Source organism: Novosphingobium sp. (assembly GCF_036820275.1).
Lineage (GTDB): Bacteria > Pseudomonadota > Alphaproteobacteria > Sphingomonadales > Sphingomonadaceae > Novosphingobium.
In genome coordinates, this window is record NZ_DAISLT010000048.1 from 11,690 (window position 1) to 28,310 (window position 16,621).

Annotated in this window: 13 protein-coding genes and 1 riboswitch; of the genes, 5 read left to right on the top strand and 8 right to left on the bottom strand. The window is 66.7% G+C overall.

From position 1 onward, the window contains the following. Positions 1-36 precede the first annotated feature (36 nt). The 4 genes from V7066_RS24980 to V7066_RS24995 all read right to left on the bottom strand — a co-directional run bounded on the left by V7066_RS24980 (position 37) and on the right by V7066_RS24995 (position 6,159). Positions 37-1,311 carry a metallophosphoesterase family protein gene (locus V7066_RS24980; protein ID WP_334185672.1) on the bottom strand — a complete coding sequence of 425 codons (1,275 nt, stop codon included), beginning with the start codon at positions 1,309-1,311 and terminating at the stop codon, positions 37-39. A gap of 11 nt (positions 1,312-1,322) precedes the next feature. Next, positions 1,323-4,529, bottom strand: a complete 3,207-nt coding sequence (locus V7066_RS24985) for a TonB-dependent receptor (protein ID WP_334185673.1) — start codon at positions 4,527-4,529, stop codon at positions 1,323-1,325. Positions 4,530-4,642: 113 nt separating this feature from the next. Beyond that, positions 4,643-5,632, bottom strand: a complete 990-nt coding sequence (locus V7066_RS24990) for a FecR family protein (RefSeq protein ID WP_334185674.1) — start codon at positions 5,630-5,632, stop codon at positions 4,643-4,645. Beyond that, on the bottom strand, positions 5,629-6,159 hold the full coding sequence (locus V7066_RS24995; protein WP_334185675.1) for an RNA polymerase sigma factor: 531 nt from the start codon (positions 6,157-6,159) through the stop codon (positions 5,629-5,631). The genes V7066_RS24990 and V7066_RS24995 overlap by 4 nt, the downstream gene beginning before the upstream one ends. A gap of 211 nt (positions 6,160-6,370) precedes the next feature. Here V7066_RS24995 and V7066_RS25000 point away from each other — a divergent pair, with 211 nt between their 5' ends. The 4 genes from V7066_RS25000 to V7066_RS25015 all read left to right on the top strand — a co-directional run bounded on the left by V7066_RS25000 (position 6,371) and on the right by V7066_RS25015 (position 9,040). Then, positions 6,371-6,703, top strand: coding sequence for a hypothetical protein (locus V7066_RS25000; protein ID WP_334185676.1), 333 nt, complete (start codon positions 6,371-6,373; stop codon positions 6,701-6,703). Beyond that, complete coding sequence (locus tag V7066_RS25005) at positions 6,700-8,262, top strand: PepSY-associated TM helix domain-containing protein (RefSeq protein WP_334185677.1); 1,563 nt, start codon at positions 6,700-6,702, stop codon at positions 8,260-8,262. Before V7066_RS25000 ends, V7066_RS25005 begins: the two co-directional genes overlap by 4 nt. Then, the gene (locus V7066_RS25010) at positions 8,259-8,546 is read left to right on the top strand and encodes a DUF3325 domain-containing protein (RefSeq protein WP_334185678.1); all 288 of its coding nucleotides are present in this window, start codon (positions 8,259-8,261) and stop codon (positions 8,544-8,546) included. Before V7066_RS25005 ends, V7066_RS25010 begins: the two co-directional genes overlap by 4 nt. A gap of 182 nt (positions 8,547-8,728) precedes the next feature. Then, entirely contained in the window at positions 8,729-9,040 is a 312-nt protein-coding gene (locus V7066_RS25015; RefSeq protein WP_334185679.1) for a hypothetical protein, read from the top strand. A 4-nt stretch (positions 9,041-9,044) separates the two neighbouring features. Here V7066_RS25015 and pnuC read toward each other — a convergent pair whose 3' ends face one another. From pnuC to V7066_RS25030, 3 genes are read right to left on the bottom strand one after another with little or no spacing between them, the layout of a single operon-like run. Then, positions 9,045-9,608 (bottom strand): nicotinamide riboside transporter PnuC, encoded by a 564-nt coding sequence (gene pnuC, locus V7066_RS25020; RefSeq protein WP_334185680.1) that lies wholly within the window; start codon positions 9,606-9,608, stop codon positions 9,045-9,047. Beyond that, positions 9,608-10,729 (bottom strand): phosphotransferase enzyme family protein, encoded by a 1,122-nt coding sequence (locus V7066_RS25025; RefSeq protein ID WP_334185681.1) that lies wholly within the window; start codon positions 10,727-10,729, stop codon positions 9,608-9,610. The genes pnuC and V7066_RS25025 overlap by 1 nt, the downstream gene beginning before the upstream one ends. A gap of 23 nt (positions 10,730-10,752) precedes the next feature. After that, positions 10,753-13,059, bottom strand: a complete 2,307-nt coding sequence (locus V7066_RS25030) for a TonB-dependent receptor (RefSeq protein WP_334185682.1) — start codon at positions 13,057-13,059, stop codon at positions 10,753-10,755. Between the two features lie 35 nt (positions 13,060-13,094). Then, a riboswitch (TPP riboswitch) is annotated at positions 13,095-13,204 on the bottom strand. A gap of 109 nt (positions 13,205-13,313) precedes the next feature. Between V7066_RS25030 and V7066_RS25035 the strand changes: the two genes are divergently transcribed. Next, the gene (locus tag V7066_RS25035) at positions 13,314-13,604 is read left to right on the top strand and encodes a hypothetical protein (RefSeq protein WP_334185683.1); all 291 of its coding nucleotides are present in this window, start codon (positions 13,314-13,316) and stop codon (positions 13,602-13,604) included. Between the two features lie 4 nt (positions 13,605-13,608). Here the strand turns inward: V7066_RS25035 and V7066_RS25040 are convergent, their stop codons facing one another. Further along, positions 13,609-16,617, bottom strand: a complete 3,009-nt coding sequence (locus tag V7066_RS25040) for a DUF2339 domain-containing protein (RefSeq protein ID WP_334185684.1) — start codon at positions 16,615-16,617, stop codon at positions 13,609-13,611. Positions 16,618-16,621: the final 4 nt, after the last annotated feature.

The window sequence follows — 16,621 nt, forward strand, 5'->3', positions numbered from 1 at the left end:
CTTGCCTCGGCCTTTTCGCTGTCAGGGCCTTCGTTGTCAGGGCTTTTGCAAGGTCACCGCGTCGAGCGGCTCGCCCGTCGCCGTGTAAGCCCGATACGTCAGCGCGGAAGGACTGACGTCGATGACCTGATAGGCCTGCGTGCGCGAGGCCGACTTGCGCGCCCAAGGCAGGCTGCCGACCTCGTACATCTTCGGCCCGGCGACCGAGACGGCATATGTCGTGCCCACATCGTCCGCCGCCGGACCGTCCTTGCCCACCGCGCCGCGCGCATAGCCGTGATCGTGGCCCTGAAGCACGAGATCGACATGGTACTTGTCGATCAGCGGCTTGAGCGCCGCGCGGACCTTGGGGTTGTCGCGCCCCGGCTCGCTGGAAAACAGAGGGAAGTGCAGGAACAGGACCGTCCAACGGTTCGGGTTCTTCGCCAGAAGATCGTCCAGCCACTTCACGATCGCCTTGCGGGCGGCTCCGTCACGGTCGACCTGCATGGAGTCGATCGAGATCAGGCGCAGGCCCTGATAGTCGGTGTACCAGCTCGTCTCGCGGCTGGCCGGAACCTCGGCCGGGCCGTTCTCCGGAAGCGTGAACTGGCGGCGCCACTGGCCGTTGATCGAGGACCCGGCCCGGGCGGCCTCGTCCTTGACGTACTCGTGATTGCCCGGCGTCGGCATCTGCGGCGTCTGGGCATAGAGGAACCCGCCCGAGGCGAACCACTCGCCCCACTCCGCGTCGCTGTCGTGCCGGTTGATGAGGTCTCCGGCATGGATCGTGAAGGCCGCGTCGCCCGCCTGCCGGAACGCCATGCGCAAGGTGCGCGAGGCTTCCGACAGGATCTGGTTCTGCATGTCGCCCATGTAGATGAAGCGGAACGGCTTGGCCTCGCGCGCGGCGGTGCGGAACTGGAACCATTCGGACCAGTGCGTGCCGTCGCCGACGCGGTAGGCATAGACGGTATCCGGATCGAGCCCGGTCAGCACCGCCGAGTGATAGGCGGCGCGGAAGGCCGGGTCCTCGCGAACCGCCAGAGTGGCGTCGTCGGTCTTCGCCTCAAGCGTCAGCGGCGTCTTCACGAAATCGGGACTGCTCGTCGCCTTCGCATACTGGACCTGCCCCGAGAGACCCGGCGCCGAGCGCCAGGTCACGGCCATCTCGGTCGCCGGATCGGCGGTGAGATTGAGGATCACGCGCTCGGGCCGGACGGTCGCAGGGGCCAACGGCTCCTGCTGCTGGACCGGAGCATCGGCGGCGATCGCCGGGAGCGGCAGACCGAACGCCAGCGCGCCCAGCAGGATGCGGGTTTTCATCTTCATCACCGATATCCTCAGAAGATCAGGTTCAGGCCGAGCGTGATGCTGCGCCCGTTCTTGATGTAAGCGCGGCTCGCGCCGGTTCCCGACGACACCGTTTCCCAATAAGTGTGGGAGTCAAAGAGGTTCTGGACCTGAAGCTGCACCGACGACTTCTTGAGGAAGGTCTTGCGGAAGGTCAGATCGACGAAGCTATAGGCCTGCTCGTAGGGATTGTTGCCGAAGTCCTGGATGCCGCCCATGAACCGCGACTGATAGTTCCATGCACCGTAGACTTCCCAGCCCTTGCGCTCCCAGAACAGTTGCAGGTTGGCGATCGTCTCGGGCGTTTCCATCAGCGGCAGCTTGTAGCCGTCCGGATGCCACGAAAGCCCCGTCACCGCCCTGGAGCGCTGCAAGGTAAGGTTCCCGCCGACACCCAGCGAGCCGAGTACGCCCGGAAGCCAGTGCAGCAATTGCTGACCGCTGATTTCCATGCCGTAGACTTCCGCAGTCTTGCCGTTGTTCGGCATCGAGATCGCCACGCCCGCCGGATCGACGTTCTCGCCCAGCGTCCCGTCGCGGATGTTGCTGGAGGAGGAGCGGAACAGGAAGTTGGTGATGTGCTTGTAGTAGAGCGCCACCGAATAGGCCCCGGTCCGTCCTGCATAGTGCTCCAGCGACATATCGAGGTTGAGCGAGCGCATCGGCTTGAGGTTCGGGTTGCCCTGCGCGATCGAGGTCAGCACCCATTGCGAGATCGGGTTCTGCTCGCCGTCGCCATCGGGATCGGTGTCGTAGCCGTATTCGCGCGCCGAACTCATGCGGGCGATGTCGGGGCGGGCGAAGCTGGTCCAGACCGCGCCGCGCAGCTTGGTGCGATCGTCCAGCTCGTAGTTCACATGGACCGAGGGCAGCACGTTGACGAAGCTCGACTTGTCCGAGACGAAGCGCTCGCCCTGGATCAGGTCCATGTTCCAGGCATCGATCGTGTTACGCGTCGCTTCCATGCGCACGCCCGCGATCACTTGCGCGCGGCCGAAGCGCGCCGTGCCCATGGCATAGGCGGAGATCACGCGTTCCTCGAAGCGGAAGCTGTCCTCGTTCGAAAGTTCGGCCTGATTGGGATCGACCGCGAAACCGTCGAAGATCTCGCTGTCGCCGGACTGCGCCCGCTGGAGTTCGGCCAGCATCTTGCGATTGTCGATTGTCGTGCCGAGCCGGTAGAGGCCGCTATAGGCCCCGCCGAACAGGCTGTTCACGTCCTTGCCGTAGAACTCGGAAAAGTCCGCCAGCGTGCCGTCCGCTTCGAGATTCAGGAACGAGCCCTGATAGGTGCGGCGGCGCGAGTTGTAGAACTTGGCGCCGGTCTTGAACGCTTCCAGCCAGGAATCGACCGGCTTCCATTCGAGATTGAACTGTGCCTGCCACAGCTTCTCGCTGCTGCCGCCCACTTCGCCTTCGAGGCTGCTGAAGCCGTATTGCGACGGGTCCTGCACCGCATCGAGACCGGCGGAATTGAGCAGCCACTTGGGGAAGCGCGAGTCTTCGCTGCTGCTGAACAGCACGCCCTGGTTGCCCAGCCAGCCGTACTTGTCGCTGCGGAACTCCAGCGTGTAGCCGTCGTCGAGATTGTCCTCCGACTGCGAGTAGGAGACGTCGTAGTCGATCGTCACTTCGCCCAGCCGCGATACGCCGCCGAGGTTGGCCGACGCGAGGCTGCCGGTTTCGCGCGAGCCTTCCCAGAACCGGCGCAGACGGAAGCCCTGCGGGTCCCAGGTGCCCGAACCGCCGTTCAGGCTGTAGAACGAGCGGGTGGAACGGTCGGCATCGGTGATCAGCCCGTCACCGTCGCGATCGACGATCTGTCCCACGGTATAACCGTAAATCCGCCCGAGCTTCGCGTCATAGCCGGTCACGTTGTCGTCGGGCTGGAGCAGCGAGGTGTCATCGCTGTCCACCTGCGAAAGCCGGGCCGAATTCTTCGAGGTATCGTTGCGGAAGTTCAGACGGTTGAGGAATTCGTCCTTGCGGTACTTGTTGTACTGCCCGCGAAAGTGGAAATCGTGGTTGTCCGAACGATAGTCGATGCTGGTATTGGCGCCCCAGCGCTTCACGTCGGTCTCGCCGAAGCCGAGGTCCATGCCGCGCATGACGAAGCGGTTGGGGTCCCAGCCCAGGGTTTCGCTGTCGTCGTACCAGGTGTCCGGCTGGTTGTCGCCGTCGACGCCGTTCTGTTCGAACTGCGATTTGCGGCGGCTCCAGTTGCCGGAGACGTAGATGCCGAAATGCTCGTTGAACTGGCGCGCGAGAGCGCCGGAGACCTGGCCGGACTTGCGGTGGTCGTACTTGTCCAACATGCCACCCTCGACCGAGAGACGCGCATAAGTCGGGGTCTGGTCGAACGCCGTGGGGGTGGAAATATCCACGGAGCCGCCCAGCGCATCGCCGTCGCGGTCGGGCGTCAGGGTCTTGTAGACGGTGATCTGCTTGATGCCGTCAGGCGGCAGGACCGAGAGGCGCACGCCGCGGTAGAAATTGTTGTCGCGCGATCCGGCGCCGCCCAGGCGCACGCCGTTGATCGAGTAGTTGTTCAGTTCGGTCGAGAGGCCGCGCACGGTGATGCGGTCGCCCTCGCCCGTGGTCGGGCTGCGCACCGCATTGACGCCCGGCAGCCGCGCGAGCGCTTCGGAGACGTTGTTGGCGGGCAACTTGCCCATGTCGTCGGCACTGACCGTGTCGGAAACGGTGTCGTTGCTCCGCTTGATATCGAGCGAGCGCTGGACCGCCTCGATGTAGCCGGTGACGACGATCTCGCTGTCGCCGCCCCCGGCAGGTTCTTCGGCGACGGCTGCCGCCGCGACCGGCGCGGCCCGGCGGGTCTGCGCGGCAGCCGCAGGACGCGGCTTGGCGGCCCGCGCCTTGAGGATCACGGTGCCCCCACGCATCTGCGTTTCGACATTGGCCCCCCGCACCAGCTGCGAGAGCGCCTGCTGCGCACTCATCTTGCCGGAAACGGCGCTGCTGCTGCGCCCCCGTACCGCATCGGGCGCCGCCGCCACCTGCATGCCCGTGACGCGCGAGAACTCCTGGAGCGCCCGGCTCAGGTCCTGCGCCGGAATGGTGAAGCTGTACTGCGCGGCGGCTGCCTGTGCAGTCGGCGCGGCAAGGCCGCCCCCGACCGTTGCCAGCGCTATGGCCAGTGCCGAAGCACGGGCCAGGACTTTACTCGAACGAAACATCGGATCCCCCGTTTGGATTAGGTATTCGGGGGGAAGACGCGCGCACCCGGCCGATCCCGACAATTATTTTATCTTACATTTTCATTACTTTATAATGAAAACTTGATGACAGCTCACCGCGACAGCACGTAGCGGGCCGTCTCCTTGCGCCATCTGAGGTCGTGGATCGCCGCCAGCGCCTCCAGCACCATTTCCGGATCGGAGGTCTGGAAACGTCCCGTTACCGGCAGGCTGCCGAGCGCCGGATCGTCGAGGACCACCGGCAGACTCGATCCGCGATTGAGCCGCTGGACGAGTTGCCGCACCGAAGTGTCGTCGGCATCGAACCAGCCGTCGATCCAGCCGGGATGATCGCCCCGCACTTCGCCGAGGCTACGCACCCGGCCACCGCCGACCTCGATGCCGTTCCCCGCCGGCAGGCGCCATTGCCGGCCGGCCCCGGCATCGACGCTGACGAGCCCGCGATAGACCCGCACCACGCGGGTCTCGCGGTCCACCATGTCGATGTCGAACGCCGTGCCGAGCACGGTGATGCGCGAAGTCCCCGTATTCACCGAGAACGTACGGAGATTCTCATGCGCGACGTCGAAGAACGCCTCCCCGTTCTGGAGCGCCACCTCGCGCGACCACGGGGTGATGCGCACGTTCATCTGCGTGCCCCCGCTCATCCGGACTTTCGATCCGTCGGCCAGCAGGACATCCCGCGCCGCGCCGCGCGCCGCCGCATAGCTCGTCTCGTTCACCAACGCGCGCGCACCCAGCGAGGCCAGACCTACGAGGCACAAGGCCACAGCGGCGAAACCGGCGAACTGCTTCCAGGCCTGCCCGGCCCGGCTCGGAATTTCCCAGTCCGGGGTTCCATCCTCGCCGGCAAATCCGAAGTGCTCCGGTTCGGCCTGTGCCGCCTCCAAAGCATGGCGCAAGCCGCCCGACTGCCAGAGCGCCTGGAACCGCGCATAGCTTTCGACGTGGCGGGGGTCCTGCATGATCCAGCGATCGAATTCGGCCGCGACTGCCGCATCGTGGAGCGGGCGGTTCATCCGGTCCACCCACTGCGCCGCCTCGCGATCGATCGCATCGAATTGCTGCGTCTGCGCGTTCATTCGCCGACCCCCGGGACGCGCACGCCCGCACGCTCCAGCGCGGCGCGCAAGTCCAGCAACCCGCGAGTGATATGCTTCTCCACTGCCTTGGCACTCATCGAGAGATCTTCGCCGATCGCACGGCAGCTTTCCTGGTTCAGACGTCTGCGAATGAGAACTTCCCGGCGCAGCGGCGGCATTCCCCGCAGGCACCGCGAGAGCACGTCGAGCGCGCGGCGCGAATCGAGAACCCTGTCCAGCGAGGGGTCATCGCTTTGCCATTCTTCGTCTACTTCCCCGAAATGTCGCTTCTCGCGGCGCCCGGCATCGACGATCAGGTTGTCCGCAATCCTGAAGGCCAGCGCAAAAAGACTGCCGATCTGCTGGGTCTGGCTGAGAGCGATCAACCGCGCAAGCGTTTCCTGCGCCACATCGTCGGCCAGATCCGGTCGCACGCCCCTGGCCCGGAGATAGCGCAGAAGCGCGGCACTTGCTGCATTCCAGTCCTGCGACGGCGCCGCAGGACGATCCATGACCTCGATAAGCACGATTGTTCCGCCCTGCGCCCCGCCGTCTCGTGTCCGGCGCGCGCCGCCCTAGGGACGATCCATGACGGTTTGACGAACAATATCTGCGCGCGGGATTCCGGCAAGCGGCATTCCAGCCAGTCCCAACCAATCATTGACTCCGACGCGCCCCGAAACTACCGGCTTTCTTGCGATTGATTTGCAATATCCTGCTCTCGGGGGAAGATCGAGCATGGCCAGAAGTGCCGCCACTGCCAGGGGAACGAACCGCGGAATCGGCCGCTGGAACGTCGTGTCCCGCATCCTTGCGGCCGTCCCGGCGAACTATCTGTTCACCTCGCTTGCAACGGCCTGCCTTGCGCGGCTGCTGGCGCACGGCCTGACGGTCGATCCCGCCGAAGCCAGCGTCGCCGCGACACTGCTCTCGTTTGCCGTCTTCGCCACGGTGGCGCTGTTCGCCTTCGGCCTGCGCTCGATCGCGCGGTTGTGGCTCTGCCTCGCCGTGGGTAGCGCGATCGGTGGCGGCCTGCTCTGGCTTTCGCTCGACATGGGAGGCCGGCTGTGAAGGAAGGTCTGCGCCAGTCGATGGCACTGCTCCACACCTGGACCGGACTGCTGCTGGGCTGGCTGCTGTTCGCGATGTTCGCCACCGGCACTTCGGCCTATTTCCAGGACGAGATCACCCGCTGGATGCAGCCGGAAGTCACCGGGGATGCCGATCCGGTCGCCTCGGCCGAAGGCGCCGTCCGTTTCCTCCAGCGCACCGCGCCCGACGCGAAGAGCTGGTACATCTCGCCCCCCAACAGCCGCAGCGCCACCACCCAGGTCTACTGGCAACCGGGCGACGGCGCCAAGCCCGCGAAGCGCGGCGAGACCAGCGCCGTGCTGGACCGGAGCGGCCGGGAAATCTCCACCCGCGAGACGAGCGGCGGCTTCTTCCTCTACCGCTTCCATTTCGACCTGCACTACATGCCGGTGCTCTGGGCGCGCTACCTCGTGGGCGTAGCGGCGATGTTCATGCTGGTGGCGATCCTCTCCGGGATCATCACCCACAAGAAGATCTTCGCCGACTTCTTCATGCTGCGCTTCAACAAGGGCCAGCGCTCCTGGCTCGACGCGCACAACGTCACGGCCGTGGTCGCCCTGCCCTTCCACCTGATGATCACCTTCACCGGGCTGGTCACGCTGGCGACCATGTACATGCCCTGGGGCATCGCCGCGAACTATGCCCAGAACACCACCTTCTTCGAAGCCGTCTTCGGCAAGAGCGAGGAGGTCGCGCGCAGCGGCAAGCCCGCGCCGCTGGCCGCGGTCGGCCCGATCATGCAGTCTGCCTCGGCCCACTGGGGCGGCAAGAAGGTCGGCTATCTGCGGGTCTCCAATCCCGGTGACGCCACCGCCCTGATCGGCGTGACCCGCGCGCCCGAAGGCGCGATCGGCTCGCGCGGCGAGGAAGTGACCTTCAACGGCGTCACCGGACAGCCGGTGGACCAGAGCATGCCCAAAGGCGCCGCGCTTGCCACCGAAAGCGTGATGATCGGTCTCCATGCCGGTCGCTACGCGGAATACGGCCTGCGCTGGCTCTACTTCCTGTCCGGCCTTGGCGGCACGATCATGGTGGGCAGCGGCCTCGTCCTCTGGACGGTCAAGCGCCGGTCCAAGCTGCCCGATCCCAGCCGCCCGCACTTCGGCTTCCGCCTCGTCGAAAAGCTCAACATCGCGACGATCGCGGGCTTCCCCATCGGCCTCGCCACCTACTTCCTGGCCAACCGCCTGCTGCCCCTGCAAATGACCGATCGCGCCGACCGCGAGATCGACAGCCTGTTCCTGGCTTGGCTCGCGGTACTGCTCTGGTCGCTGGTCCGTCCCGCCGCCCGCGCCTGGCCGGAGATGCTGGGCCTCGCCGCCGCGCTCTTCGCCGCCGTGCCGCTGGTCAATGCCGTAACCACCCCGCGCGGACTGCCCGTGAGCCTGCTGGCGGGCGACTGGCTGTTTGTCTCGTTCGATCTGGTGATGCTGCTATTGGCGCTCGGTTTCGCCATGGCTGCACGCAAGGCCGCCCGCAAGCGCGCGGCAGGTCCGCACACCGCAAGACGCAAGACTCGGGAGGCCGTGACCGCATGATCCACCTGCTCTGCCTGCTACTGGGAATCGCCGCCTTCGCCGCGCTCGCCCTCTCGATGAAACGCCACCAGCGCGACCTCGCCGGTCGCGCCCTGACCCAGCACGAGAGCCGTCTCGCCCGCATCGGCGGCTGGACGCTCGTGGCGCTGGTCCTGCTGATCGACGCGGGCGCCTTCGGCCTCGGCTACGGCATGATCGCCTGGGCCGGTCAGTTGACGGTGGGCGCCTGGATCAACGTGGCCTGGCTGTGCTGGAAGACCAGCCCGTCGCGCAAGAGCCGCTAGGCGATTCGCGGCATGGCCGATAGGCCGGCCTCGAACCGGTGACAGCGATTGTACCGCTGGGTCCGATACTTGATCGGACCGCCGCATCCGCGAAACTCGGGTGTTTCCTGTTACGGGAAAACGGGTAAGCTGGCTGTCGCAACAGCCCATTCCCTACCCGTTTCTCCAAGGAGGCGCGCCCCATGCGCAAGGATGCATCCCTGTACTCGATCGACGGTTCCCCGCTCTCGAATCCCGCCACGGAAGAGACGCTGACCGGCCGTCTGAATCGGGTGCTGGAGGTGCTGCGCGCCGAGTTCCCTCAGGCGGTCGACATCGGCCTGGAGTTCGACGGCAAGCTTCACGCCCACATCGACGTGCGTGGCGGAGAGGAAGTCTGCGGCATCGAATCGAAGCTGCCGAACCTGAACGACGGCATGTTCACCCATGTCGCCCACGGCGCGACGCCGCACCATCCGTTCTTCCACCGGATCAGCGCCATCGTCGTCGGCTGATCCTTCAGATTTGCGCCTGCCGTGCCCGTTGCCAATTGCGGTAGCCGAGCACGGCCAGGACGATCATCGCCCCGTAGAGTCCGGCGGTCAGCCATAGTCCCTTGAACACGAACATGCCGACGTAAAGCACATCCACGGCGATCCACAGCAGCCAGCTCGCCGCATGGCGCCTTGCAGTCCAGTACTGGGCGACGAGGCTGAAGCTGCTCAGCGCGCAGTCCATCCAGGGCAGCGCCGCGTCGGTATAACGGCTGGTCAGCCAGCCGAACGCCACGGCCGCAACGGCGCCGACGGCCAGCCCCTTGCCCGCCTGCGCCATGGAAAGCGGCCTGACGACGATCTCTCCGGACTGCTCCCTGCCCCGCGCCCAGACGGTCCAGCCGTAGAGGATCGCTGCTCCGAACAGCGCTTGTAGCACCATGTCGGCATAGAGCCGCACGTCGAGGAACAGCTTGAAATAGAGCGCGCAGGCCGTGAGGTTGACCGGCCAGCACAGCATGCGCCGCCTGGCCGTCAGCCAGATGCCGAGGAAGCTCACGGCAACCGCGACGATCTCCAGTGCCGACATCAGGACAGCGCTCCGGTTTCGAGGTCGCGCAGGAAGTCCTGCCCCGGTGCGGAGAGGAACCAGTCGGCATGGTCGATGCAATAGCCCTGCCACGCGAGATCGGCCTGCGTGCGGTCGTCCAGAATACCGGCGAAGTAGTCGGCTTCGGACAGTGCAAACTCGATATGAACCAGCGGCAGCAGGCGGATCAGCGTCTCGATCTGGGCGCGGGTCAGCGGCAATACCGTGCAATAGCTGGCCAGCAGCGCCAGTGCGGCCTCTCCATCCGCCCCCGGCTCCGGATCGAGCCAGGCGACGGCGCTGCGCTCGATGGCGGTGGCGAGATCGTGGAGCGCGCAAGTCCGCGTCGCAAGGCCGAAATCGATCACCCCGCTCACCTGACCCTCGGCGGACCAGAGCAGATTGGAGGGATGCCAGTCGTTATGGGTCCAGAGCGAGGGCTGGTCCGCCAGTCGCTCGGACAGCCCTTCCCCCAGTGACGCGAAGAGACGCGCCAGCTCCTGCCGCCAGGGCTTGTCCGCAAGATAGGCCGCAAGCGCCGGACGGGCGGCGACATAGGCCTCCGCCGCCGCGAGCGGATCGCCCGTGGGCAGGATCGTGAAGCTGCTGACGAGCGGATGGTCCCCGCGCGGCCCGGCCGGAAAATCGGCCGCCGCCCGGTGCAACCGCGCCAGCGCCGCCCCCGCCTCGCGGGCATGGCCGAGCGATAGGAACGGCGTCCAGGACTGGCGGTCGCGATAGAGATCGAGACCCGGCGCCTTGCGCAGCACCTCGTAAGTCCACTGGCCCTCGGCCAGCGCGCCCACGCCGTCCTTTCCGGGCACGACTTCCGGCACCGCGACACCCGCCGCCCGCAAATGCGCCATGAAGGCATGTTCCTCCGCCAGCGCGGCCGGCGTGCGCAACTGCCGATGATGGCGCTTGAGAAACACCTCGCCGCGCTCCGCCTCCACCAGCGTCGCCGCAGAGAACGGGCGCGGCGAATGCCAGAGCAGCGCGCCCGGCGTGCCCACTTCGGGGAAGCGGGCCAGGATCGCCTCGGCCTCTGCGGCAGTGATCGTCGGCCATCGCGGCACTTCGAGCGCCATGCCCATGCCGTGCACGAGATGTGACGCCCCCATGTTCGCGATCCCGCCGCCCATGATCAGAAGGCGCGGCTGAGCGTCGCCACGAAGGCGCGTCCGCTTCCCACGTAATAAGTCGGCGACGAACCGGCGATCACCGTGCCCCCGCGCCCGACCGTATCCAGCGCATTGGCCGTGATCGCCTGCACGCCCGACAGGACATGCGGATTGGTCACGTTGATTGCATTGAGCCGCAGATCCATGCGCTGGGCATCGATCAGCCCGGCCAGATGCACGCCGATCGAGAGGTCCAGCGTGGCATAGGGCTTGATGCTCTCGTCGTTCATGAACGTCGCGTACTGGCGGCCGACATACTTGAGCGCGGTGCTGCCGAACAGACGTCCATCATCGTAAGTCGTGCCCAGCGCGAACTGGAACTCGGGGCTGGAGACCGCGCGCTTGCCCCGGGTCGGCAGGACATCGCCGCCGACCGCGAGATCGTCGTCCAGGCGCGTGTGCAGGTATTCGCCCGAGAGATAGACGCTGACGCCCTTGGCCGGACGATAGTCGATCTCGCCGTCGAGGCCGTAGGAAGTCTGGCTGCCGCCGTTGATCGTCGAATTGACCAGCGCGCCGCCGCTGTTCACCACCGTCGCCACCTGCCGGTTGCGGAAGTGGTAATGGAAGGCAGTCAGCGAGAACGAGAGGCTGGGGCCGATGTAGCGATAGCCCAGTTCCTCGGAGACCGAATATTCGTTCTTGAGGCCGGTCGTTCCCGCGCTCACCAGTTCGCCGCCGTAATAGCTGTTGTAGAGCGCGAACTCGTTCGGGGTGCGGAAGTTGGTGGTGACGTTGGCGAAGAGCTGCTGCCGGTCGTCCAGCTTGTAGTGCACCGCCGCGCGGGGCAATGCGGCGAAGCTGTCCTTGCGCACCTTGTCCTGCGGGCCGGGCAGATAGTTGCGGCCATTGCGCAGCACGTCCACGCCCTTGAAGCCCAGATCGACGACGAGGCGCGGCGTCACCGCGATGCTGTCGGCGAGGAAGAAGCCCTTGGTCACCGTTTCGGTCCGCGCGTTCTCGTAAGCGAGCAGGCGTCCGTCGGCGGTGCGGATGGCCTTGTCCTGATAGCCCCACATGTCGAACGGACGTCCGTTCGCATCGATCGAGGTGTAGGACTGGGTGACCCGGTCGGTGCCATAGTCGAACCAGACCCCCGCCGTGATCGTATGCGCGCCTGCGGTAAGGGTCAGCTTGCTGACGTCGCCCACGCGGAATTGCCTGCCGGTCCAGTTGCCCATCACCGTCGCGACGCCGTCGACCGCACCCGGCAACGCGATCGGCTGGGTCAGTTCCTCGGTGCCGAGGAAGTTGCCGGTCGTGGCAAGCTGGGTGCCGTAGGGCGCATTGCCGTGGCCGAGCTGGAGATAGGCCGAACTGTCGAAGGCCAGACGATCGGACAGCTTGAGGTGAACCGGCGCGGCGACGTAGAAATTGCGGAACGGCGCGCGGTAGAGGCGCCAGTAGTTGGTGTTCCCCTCGCTGTAACGCTTGTCATAGTTGAAGTCGCGGCCCGAGGCCTTCCAGTCGGCCAGGGTCGGGCTGGCATAACTCGACGTATTGGCGTCGTTGTACGAGAAGGAGATGCTGGCGCGGTTGCCGTCGCCCCATTCGCGCAGCAGCTTGGCATCGACGTGCTGCCGCTTGTCGAAGCCCGCACCGCGCCAGTTGTCCGCACGGTTGTTCGAATAGGAAATGAAGGCCTTGAGCCCGCTTGCACCGATCGTCCCGGTGTCGAAGCGCACGAAAGCGCGGCGTGCGTCGTAGGAACCCAGCGAGAGATTGACCAGACCGCCCATTTCGGGTTTTGGATCGTCCAGCGAGAGCGCCAGCGTGCCGCCCGCCGCCGCAACGACCGGCGCGGCGATATCGGCAGCACCCTGCGAAAGCGCGATCTGCCGCACGTTCTCGGCATCGGCGAACTGCGAGGGGTAGGCGTAGAAATAGCCGATGTCGTTCTGCGGCGCGCCTTCCATCATGACGCCGATCTGGTCCTGACCCAGCCCCCGCATCGTCAGCGAGGAACTGGTCGAGAGGCCATAGGGATCGCTGGAAGAGACGTTCGCGCCCGGCAGCAGGTTGACGAGCTGGAAGGCGTTCAGCGTCGGCGCCTGCTTGGTGATGAAGTCGGCCGAGATCGCGCTGATCGCCTTGGGCGCGGTCTGGTCCGGCAGCAGGCCTTCGGGGTCGGGATGGCCGATGACCTGGATGTCGGTGCGGCCTTCAGGCGCTTCGTCCGCCGTCTCGGCCATGGCCAGCGGCGCAAACAGCGCCAGCGCGGCGCCGCCGAGGGAAGTGAGGCTGCGAATGGGGATCAGGGTAAGGGTCATCGTCTTTCGTCCGCTCCAGTCGGAGGGACAACGGACACTCTGCCGCCAGCCCTCCCTACGCCGGTGTCAACCGGATCAGGTTCAGCGGGTCGTGGTCTGCTGACCACCTCTCAGCCGCGCATGAGCGGCCCCCCGGGGTTAGGGGCGCTCTAGGCGCTCAGCGGGCTTGTGGGAAGCCTTATTGCGAACGTGCTGCGCTTGACGAACTTCCGGCGATCCCGGACAGGACCCGCACGCGCAAACGGGAGCATGACATGAACCTGCTGGAGCACACGCTCGCAGCCCTCGCGGTCCAGGCGCTGCTGCGTCTTCTCACCGGCAGCTGGTGGCCGGGCGCCGCCGTGGCCTCGGCCTACTTCCTCGGCCGCGAAGTGGCGCAGGCCGAGTACCGCTGGATCGAAGCCTATGGTCACGGCCTGCGCGCCAACATGCCGTGGTGGGGACCGTTCGACCTCAGGGTCTGGCCCAAGCTGGATCAATGGGTCGACTGGATCGGCCCGCTCGTCTCCACCAGTGCCGTGGCCTTCGCCCTGCGGAAGCGATAGCCCATCAGTCTGCCGCCTCGGGCTTCAGATAGCGGCTGTAGAGCCAGCCGATCCCGATCAGGCTGAAGCCCAGGGCGAGGAACGAGAGAATCCGCAGCAACCCGTCCAGCCCCGAGGCGTCGAACAGGAAAACCTTGCCGACGGCGGCCAGCATCAGCACCAGCGAGGCGAAGCGCCAGCTGCGCAGCCGCTGACGGATCCCCCAGCCGAGGAAGCCGATCGCCAGCGCGATCGCCAGGACCGAGCGGCCGATGTTCTCCACTTCGCCCACCGATCCCGCATAGAGCAGGGTTCCCGCGAAAAGCTGGCGCAGCGTCGCGAAGGCGAAGAGCAGGATCAGGGCCATCCGCAGCAGGTCTGCCGGAAGCTGGAAACGCGGTACCAGGTCCGGTGCGATCCGGGCCGCGAGCGAAGGTACGGCGAAGGGAATGACGAATGCGGGCAGCAGCAGATTGACCAGCGGCCAAGGCCCCACGGCCTGGTCGGTCCAAAACGGGTTCATCGAAATCCAGGTATGGAAGATCGCATGGGCCAGAGCCGCCGCAAGGAAGCCCAGCGCGATCTCGCGCGCCGCCAGCCGATGCCAGATCGCCATGCCCGCGCCGATCAGCAGCGCTTCCCAGACGCAGCGCTCGGCAAGACCGAGGCGGACGAAGGCTTCCGGATCGGCGATCGCGAAGACCTGCTTGAACAGGATGTGTGCTCCGGCAAGCCCAAGCACACCGGCCATCGCCCCACCGCCGAGCAGGATCTGGCGCGGCAGATCCGCACGAACGCGCCATAGCGCGAAAGCGGCCGCCAGTGCCGGCACGACGAGACGGCGCAGCGCCTCTGCCGGTCCGGGCAGATCGATCACGAGGACAGGCGTGCCCTCCACCACGGATTTCACGCTCGCCGCCAGCCAGTAAGCCAGCGGCTCCAGCGCCCAGAGCATCAGGACCACGGCCAGCGTGCCCAGCGCCGGAAGAAGCGCCAGCATGGGCCGACGCCGATCCGCCTCGGTGAACAGCAGCAACACCGCTGCCGTGGCAACGGCCAGCCATGGCGCCGGAACCAGTTGAGCCACCACGCCGTAGCCGAGCAGCACCGCCAGCGGCTGCAAGCCGAAGCGCAGTCGCGACCCCGCATTGCGCCAGGCGAAGGCCGTCGCCGCCAGAGTCATCGCGGTCCAATGCAGCAGGGCGCGGCCCGGATGCGACACCGTTGCCTTCTCCACCAGGCGGGACAAGGCCCCGTTTTCGGCCGAAACCCCCAGCACCACCGCGACCCCCAGCCCCAGGAAGCCAAGCGCGCCGCGGGCCAGGCGATGGTCTCGTCCCACTACGGCCAGCCCCAGCAGTCCTGCCGCCACGGCGGGGAAGACGACCGGCACAAGCCATTGCGGCAGGCCCATCATGCCCGCAAGGATCAGCAGCACACCGGCGCAGCAGACAAGCAAGGCGAAGCGGGCATCGCCGTGACGCGCCTCGCCCCTCCAGCCAAGCCCGGCTCCCAGCGCGGGCAGCGCGGCGAACGCCAGCGCCAGCAGCGCGAACTCGGGATCCCGTCCAGCCACCGCCTCGTAGAACTTCGCGCAGCAGACCGCGTAGCCTCCAAGCGCGATTGCACTCAGCAGACCGACTTCAATGAAGCCGCCCCCTGCCCGCCACAGGTTCCTCAGCGCATATCCGCCGTAGATCGCCGCGATTCCGGCCATGACCGCCGCGAACAGGCCGACTCCGGGTTCGGGCCAGAAAGCGGTGAGGCCCAGGGCCGTCAGCAACGGTACGGCGACGGTGCGCCGCAGCATCGGCGTGTTTCCGGCGAGCCAGCAGAAGGCCAGCGACAACAATCCGTAAAGCCCCCAGGTCAGCGGCGCGAAGTGTCCGTTCGCCACCAGCAGGGCCAGCTGGAATGCGCCGACGATCGCCGCCGCGCCGCGCAGGATCGGTGCCGTGCGACCTTCCAGCGCCAGCGCCGGAAGACCAAGCCCGACGAGCAGGACCAGCAGGCCCATCGACAGGGTCGAACCGCTGTCGAGACCGCCCATCGCGATCGTCAGCAGGCTCCATCCGGCACCGCCGGTCAGCGCCCCGACACCCAGCCAGACCCAGCGCTGGCGGCGCGAGAGCAGCGTGATCGCGCCGATCAGCACAGCCAGATAACCCGCCAGCAGGGGTACGCTCGGACTGTCCGACTGGACGACCGCAGGCGTCGCGAGGCCGCCAACCAGCCCCAGCACCGCGCAAGGCGCACCGAACCGCAGCGCCAGGCCGAGAGCCAGCGCGGTGATGGCGAAAAGTCCTGCAAAAGCGATGCCCGGCCCGACGAGGCCATAGAGGTTCGTCGCCGCCAGCGTCGCTGCGTAGAGACCGCCCACGCCTGCACCGGCCAGCGCCTGCGCCACCCGCTCGTCGCGCACGAAGTCCGCGCGCCGCCTTGCCAGTTCGCCGCCGCCGATCAGCGCCCCACTGAAGGCGAAGCCGAACACGATGCGCACCAGCGGCGAGAGCAGTCCGGTGTCGATCGAATACTTCACCATCAGCACCGCCGCCACGATCAGCGTAATGCCGCCCGCCCAGATCGGCAGCTTGCGGCCGAACAGGTCCTCGAAACCGAAACCGGAGGCTCTGCGCGGCGCGACCGCTGCCGTTACAGGTTCGGAAGCGGCGTCGGTGAACGAGGGCGCCGACTGCGGCTCGGGTTCGCCGCCGTCCCTTTGGGGGATGTCCCGCTGGGTGATGTCCTGCTTGGCGATATCCCGTTCCGCAAAGTCCGGCTCAGTCCGGTCCGGCTCCGGAGCACGAGCAACCGGAAGATCGTCGACCAGCGGCCGGACCGGCTCCTTCACCGGCTCAGGCACCGAATCAGGCACACGCTCCGGCTCGGACACGGAGACGCGCCCCGAGAGCGGCACCCTTGGAGCAACAGGCCAGCCTTCTCGAACAAGCCGTTCCATCCGTCCCAGGCGGCGCCGCGTGTCGAACAGGAGGCCGCCCAGAAGGATCGTCGCCAGCAGCAGGAACTCGGTCACGCGG

Bases quoted from the DNA above. Each gene is read 5' to 3' on its own strand.
- V7066_RS24980 (WP_334185672.1), bottom strand. From the start codon at position 1,311: ATGAAGATGAAAACCCGCATCCTGCTGGGCGCGCTGGCGTTCGGTCTG.
- V7066_RS25000 (WP_334185676.1), top strand. From the start codon at position 6,371: ATGGCCAGAAGTGCCGCCACTGCCAGGGGAACGAACCGCGGAATCGGC.
- V7066_RS25025 (WP_334185681.1), bottom strand. From the start codon at position 10,729: ATGGGGGCGTCACATCTCGTGCACGGCATGGGCATGGCGCTCGAAGTG.
- V7066_RS25010 (WP_334185678.1), top strand. From the start codon at position 8,259: ATGATCCACCTGCTCTGCCTGCTACTGGGAATCGCCGCCTTCGCCGCG.
- pnuC (WP_334185680.1), bottom strand. From the start codon at position 9,608: ATGTCGGCACTGGAGATCGTCGCGGTTGCCGTGAGCTTCCTCGGCATC.
- V7066_RS25030 (WP_334185682.1), bottom strand. From the start codon at position 13,059: ATGACCCTTACCCTGATCCCCATTCGCAGCCTCACTTCCCTCGGCGGC.
- V7066_RS24990 (WP_334185674.1), bottom strand. From the start codon at position 5,632: ATGAACGCGCAGACGCAGCAATTCGATGCGATCGATCGCGAGGCGGCG.
- V7066_RS25015 (WP_334185679.1), top strand. From the start codon at position 8,729: ATGCGCAAGGATGCATCCCTGTACTCGATCGACGGTTCCCCGCTCTCG.
- V7066_RS25035 (WP_334185683.1), top strand. From the start codon at position 13,314: ATGAACCTGCTGGAGCACACGCTCGCAGCCCTCGCGGTCCAGGCGCTG.
- V7066_RS24985 (WP_334185673.1), bottom strand. From the start codon at position 4,529: ATGTTTCGTTCGAGTAAAGTCCTGGCCCGTGCTTCGGCACTGGCCATA.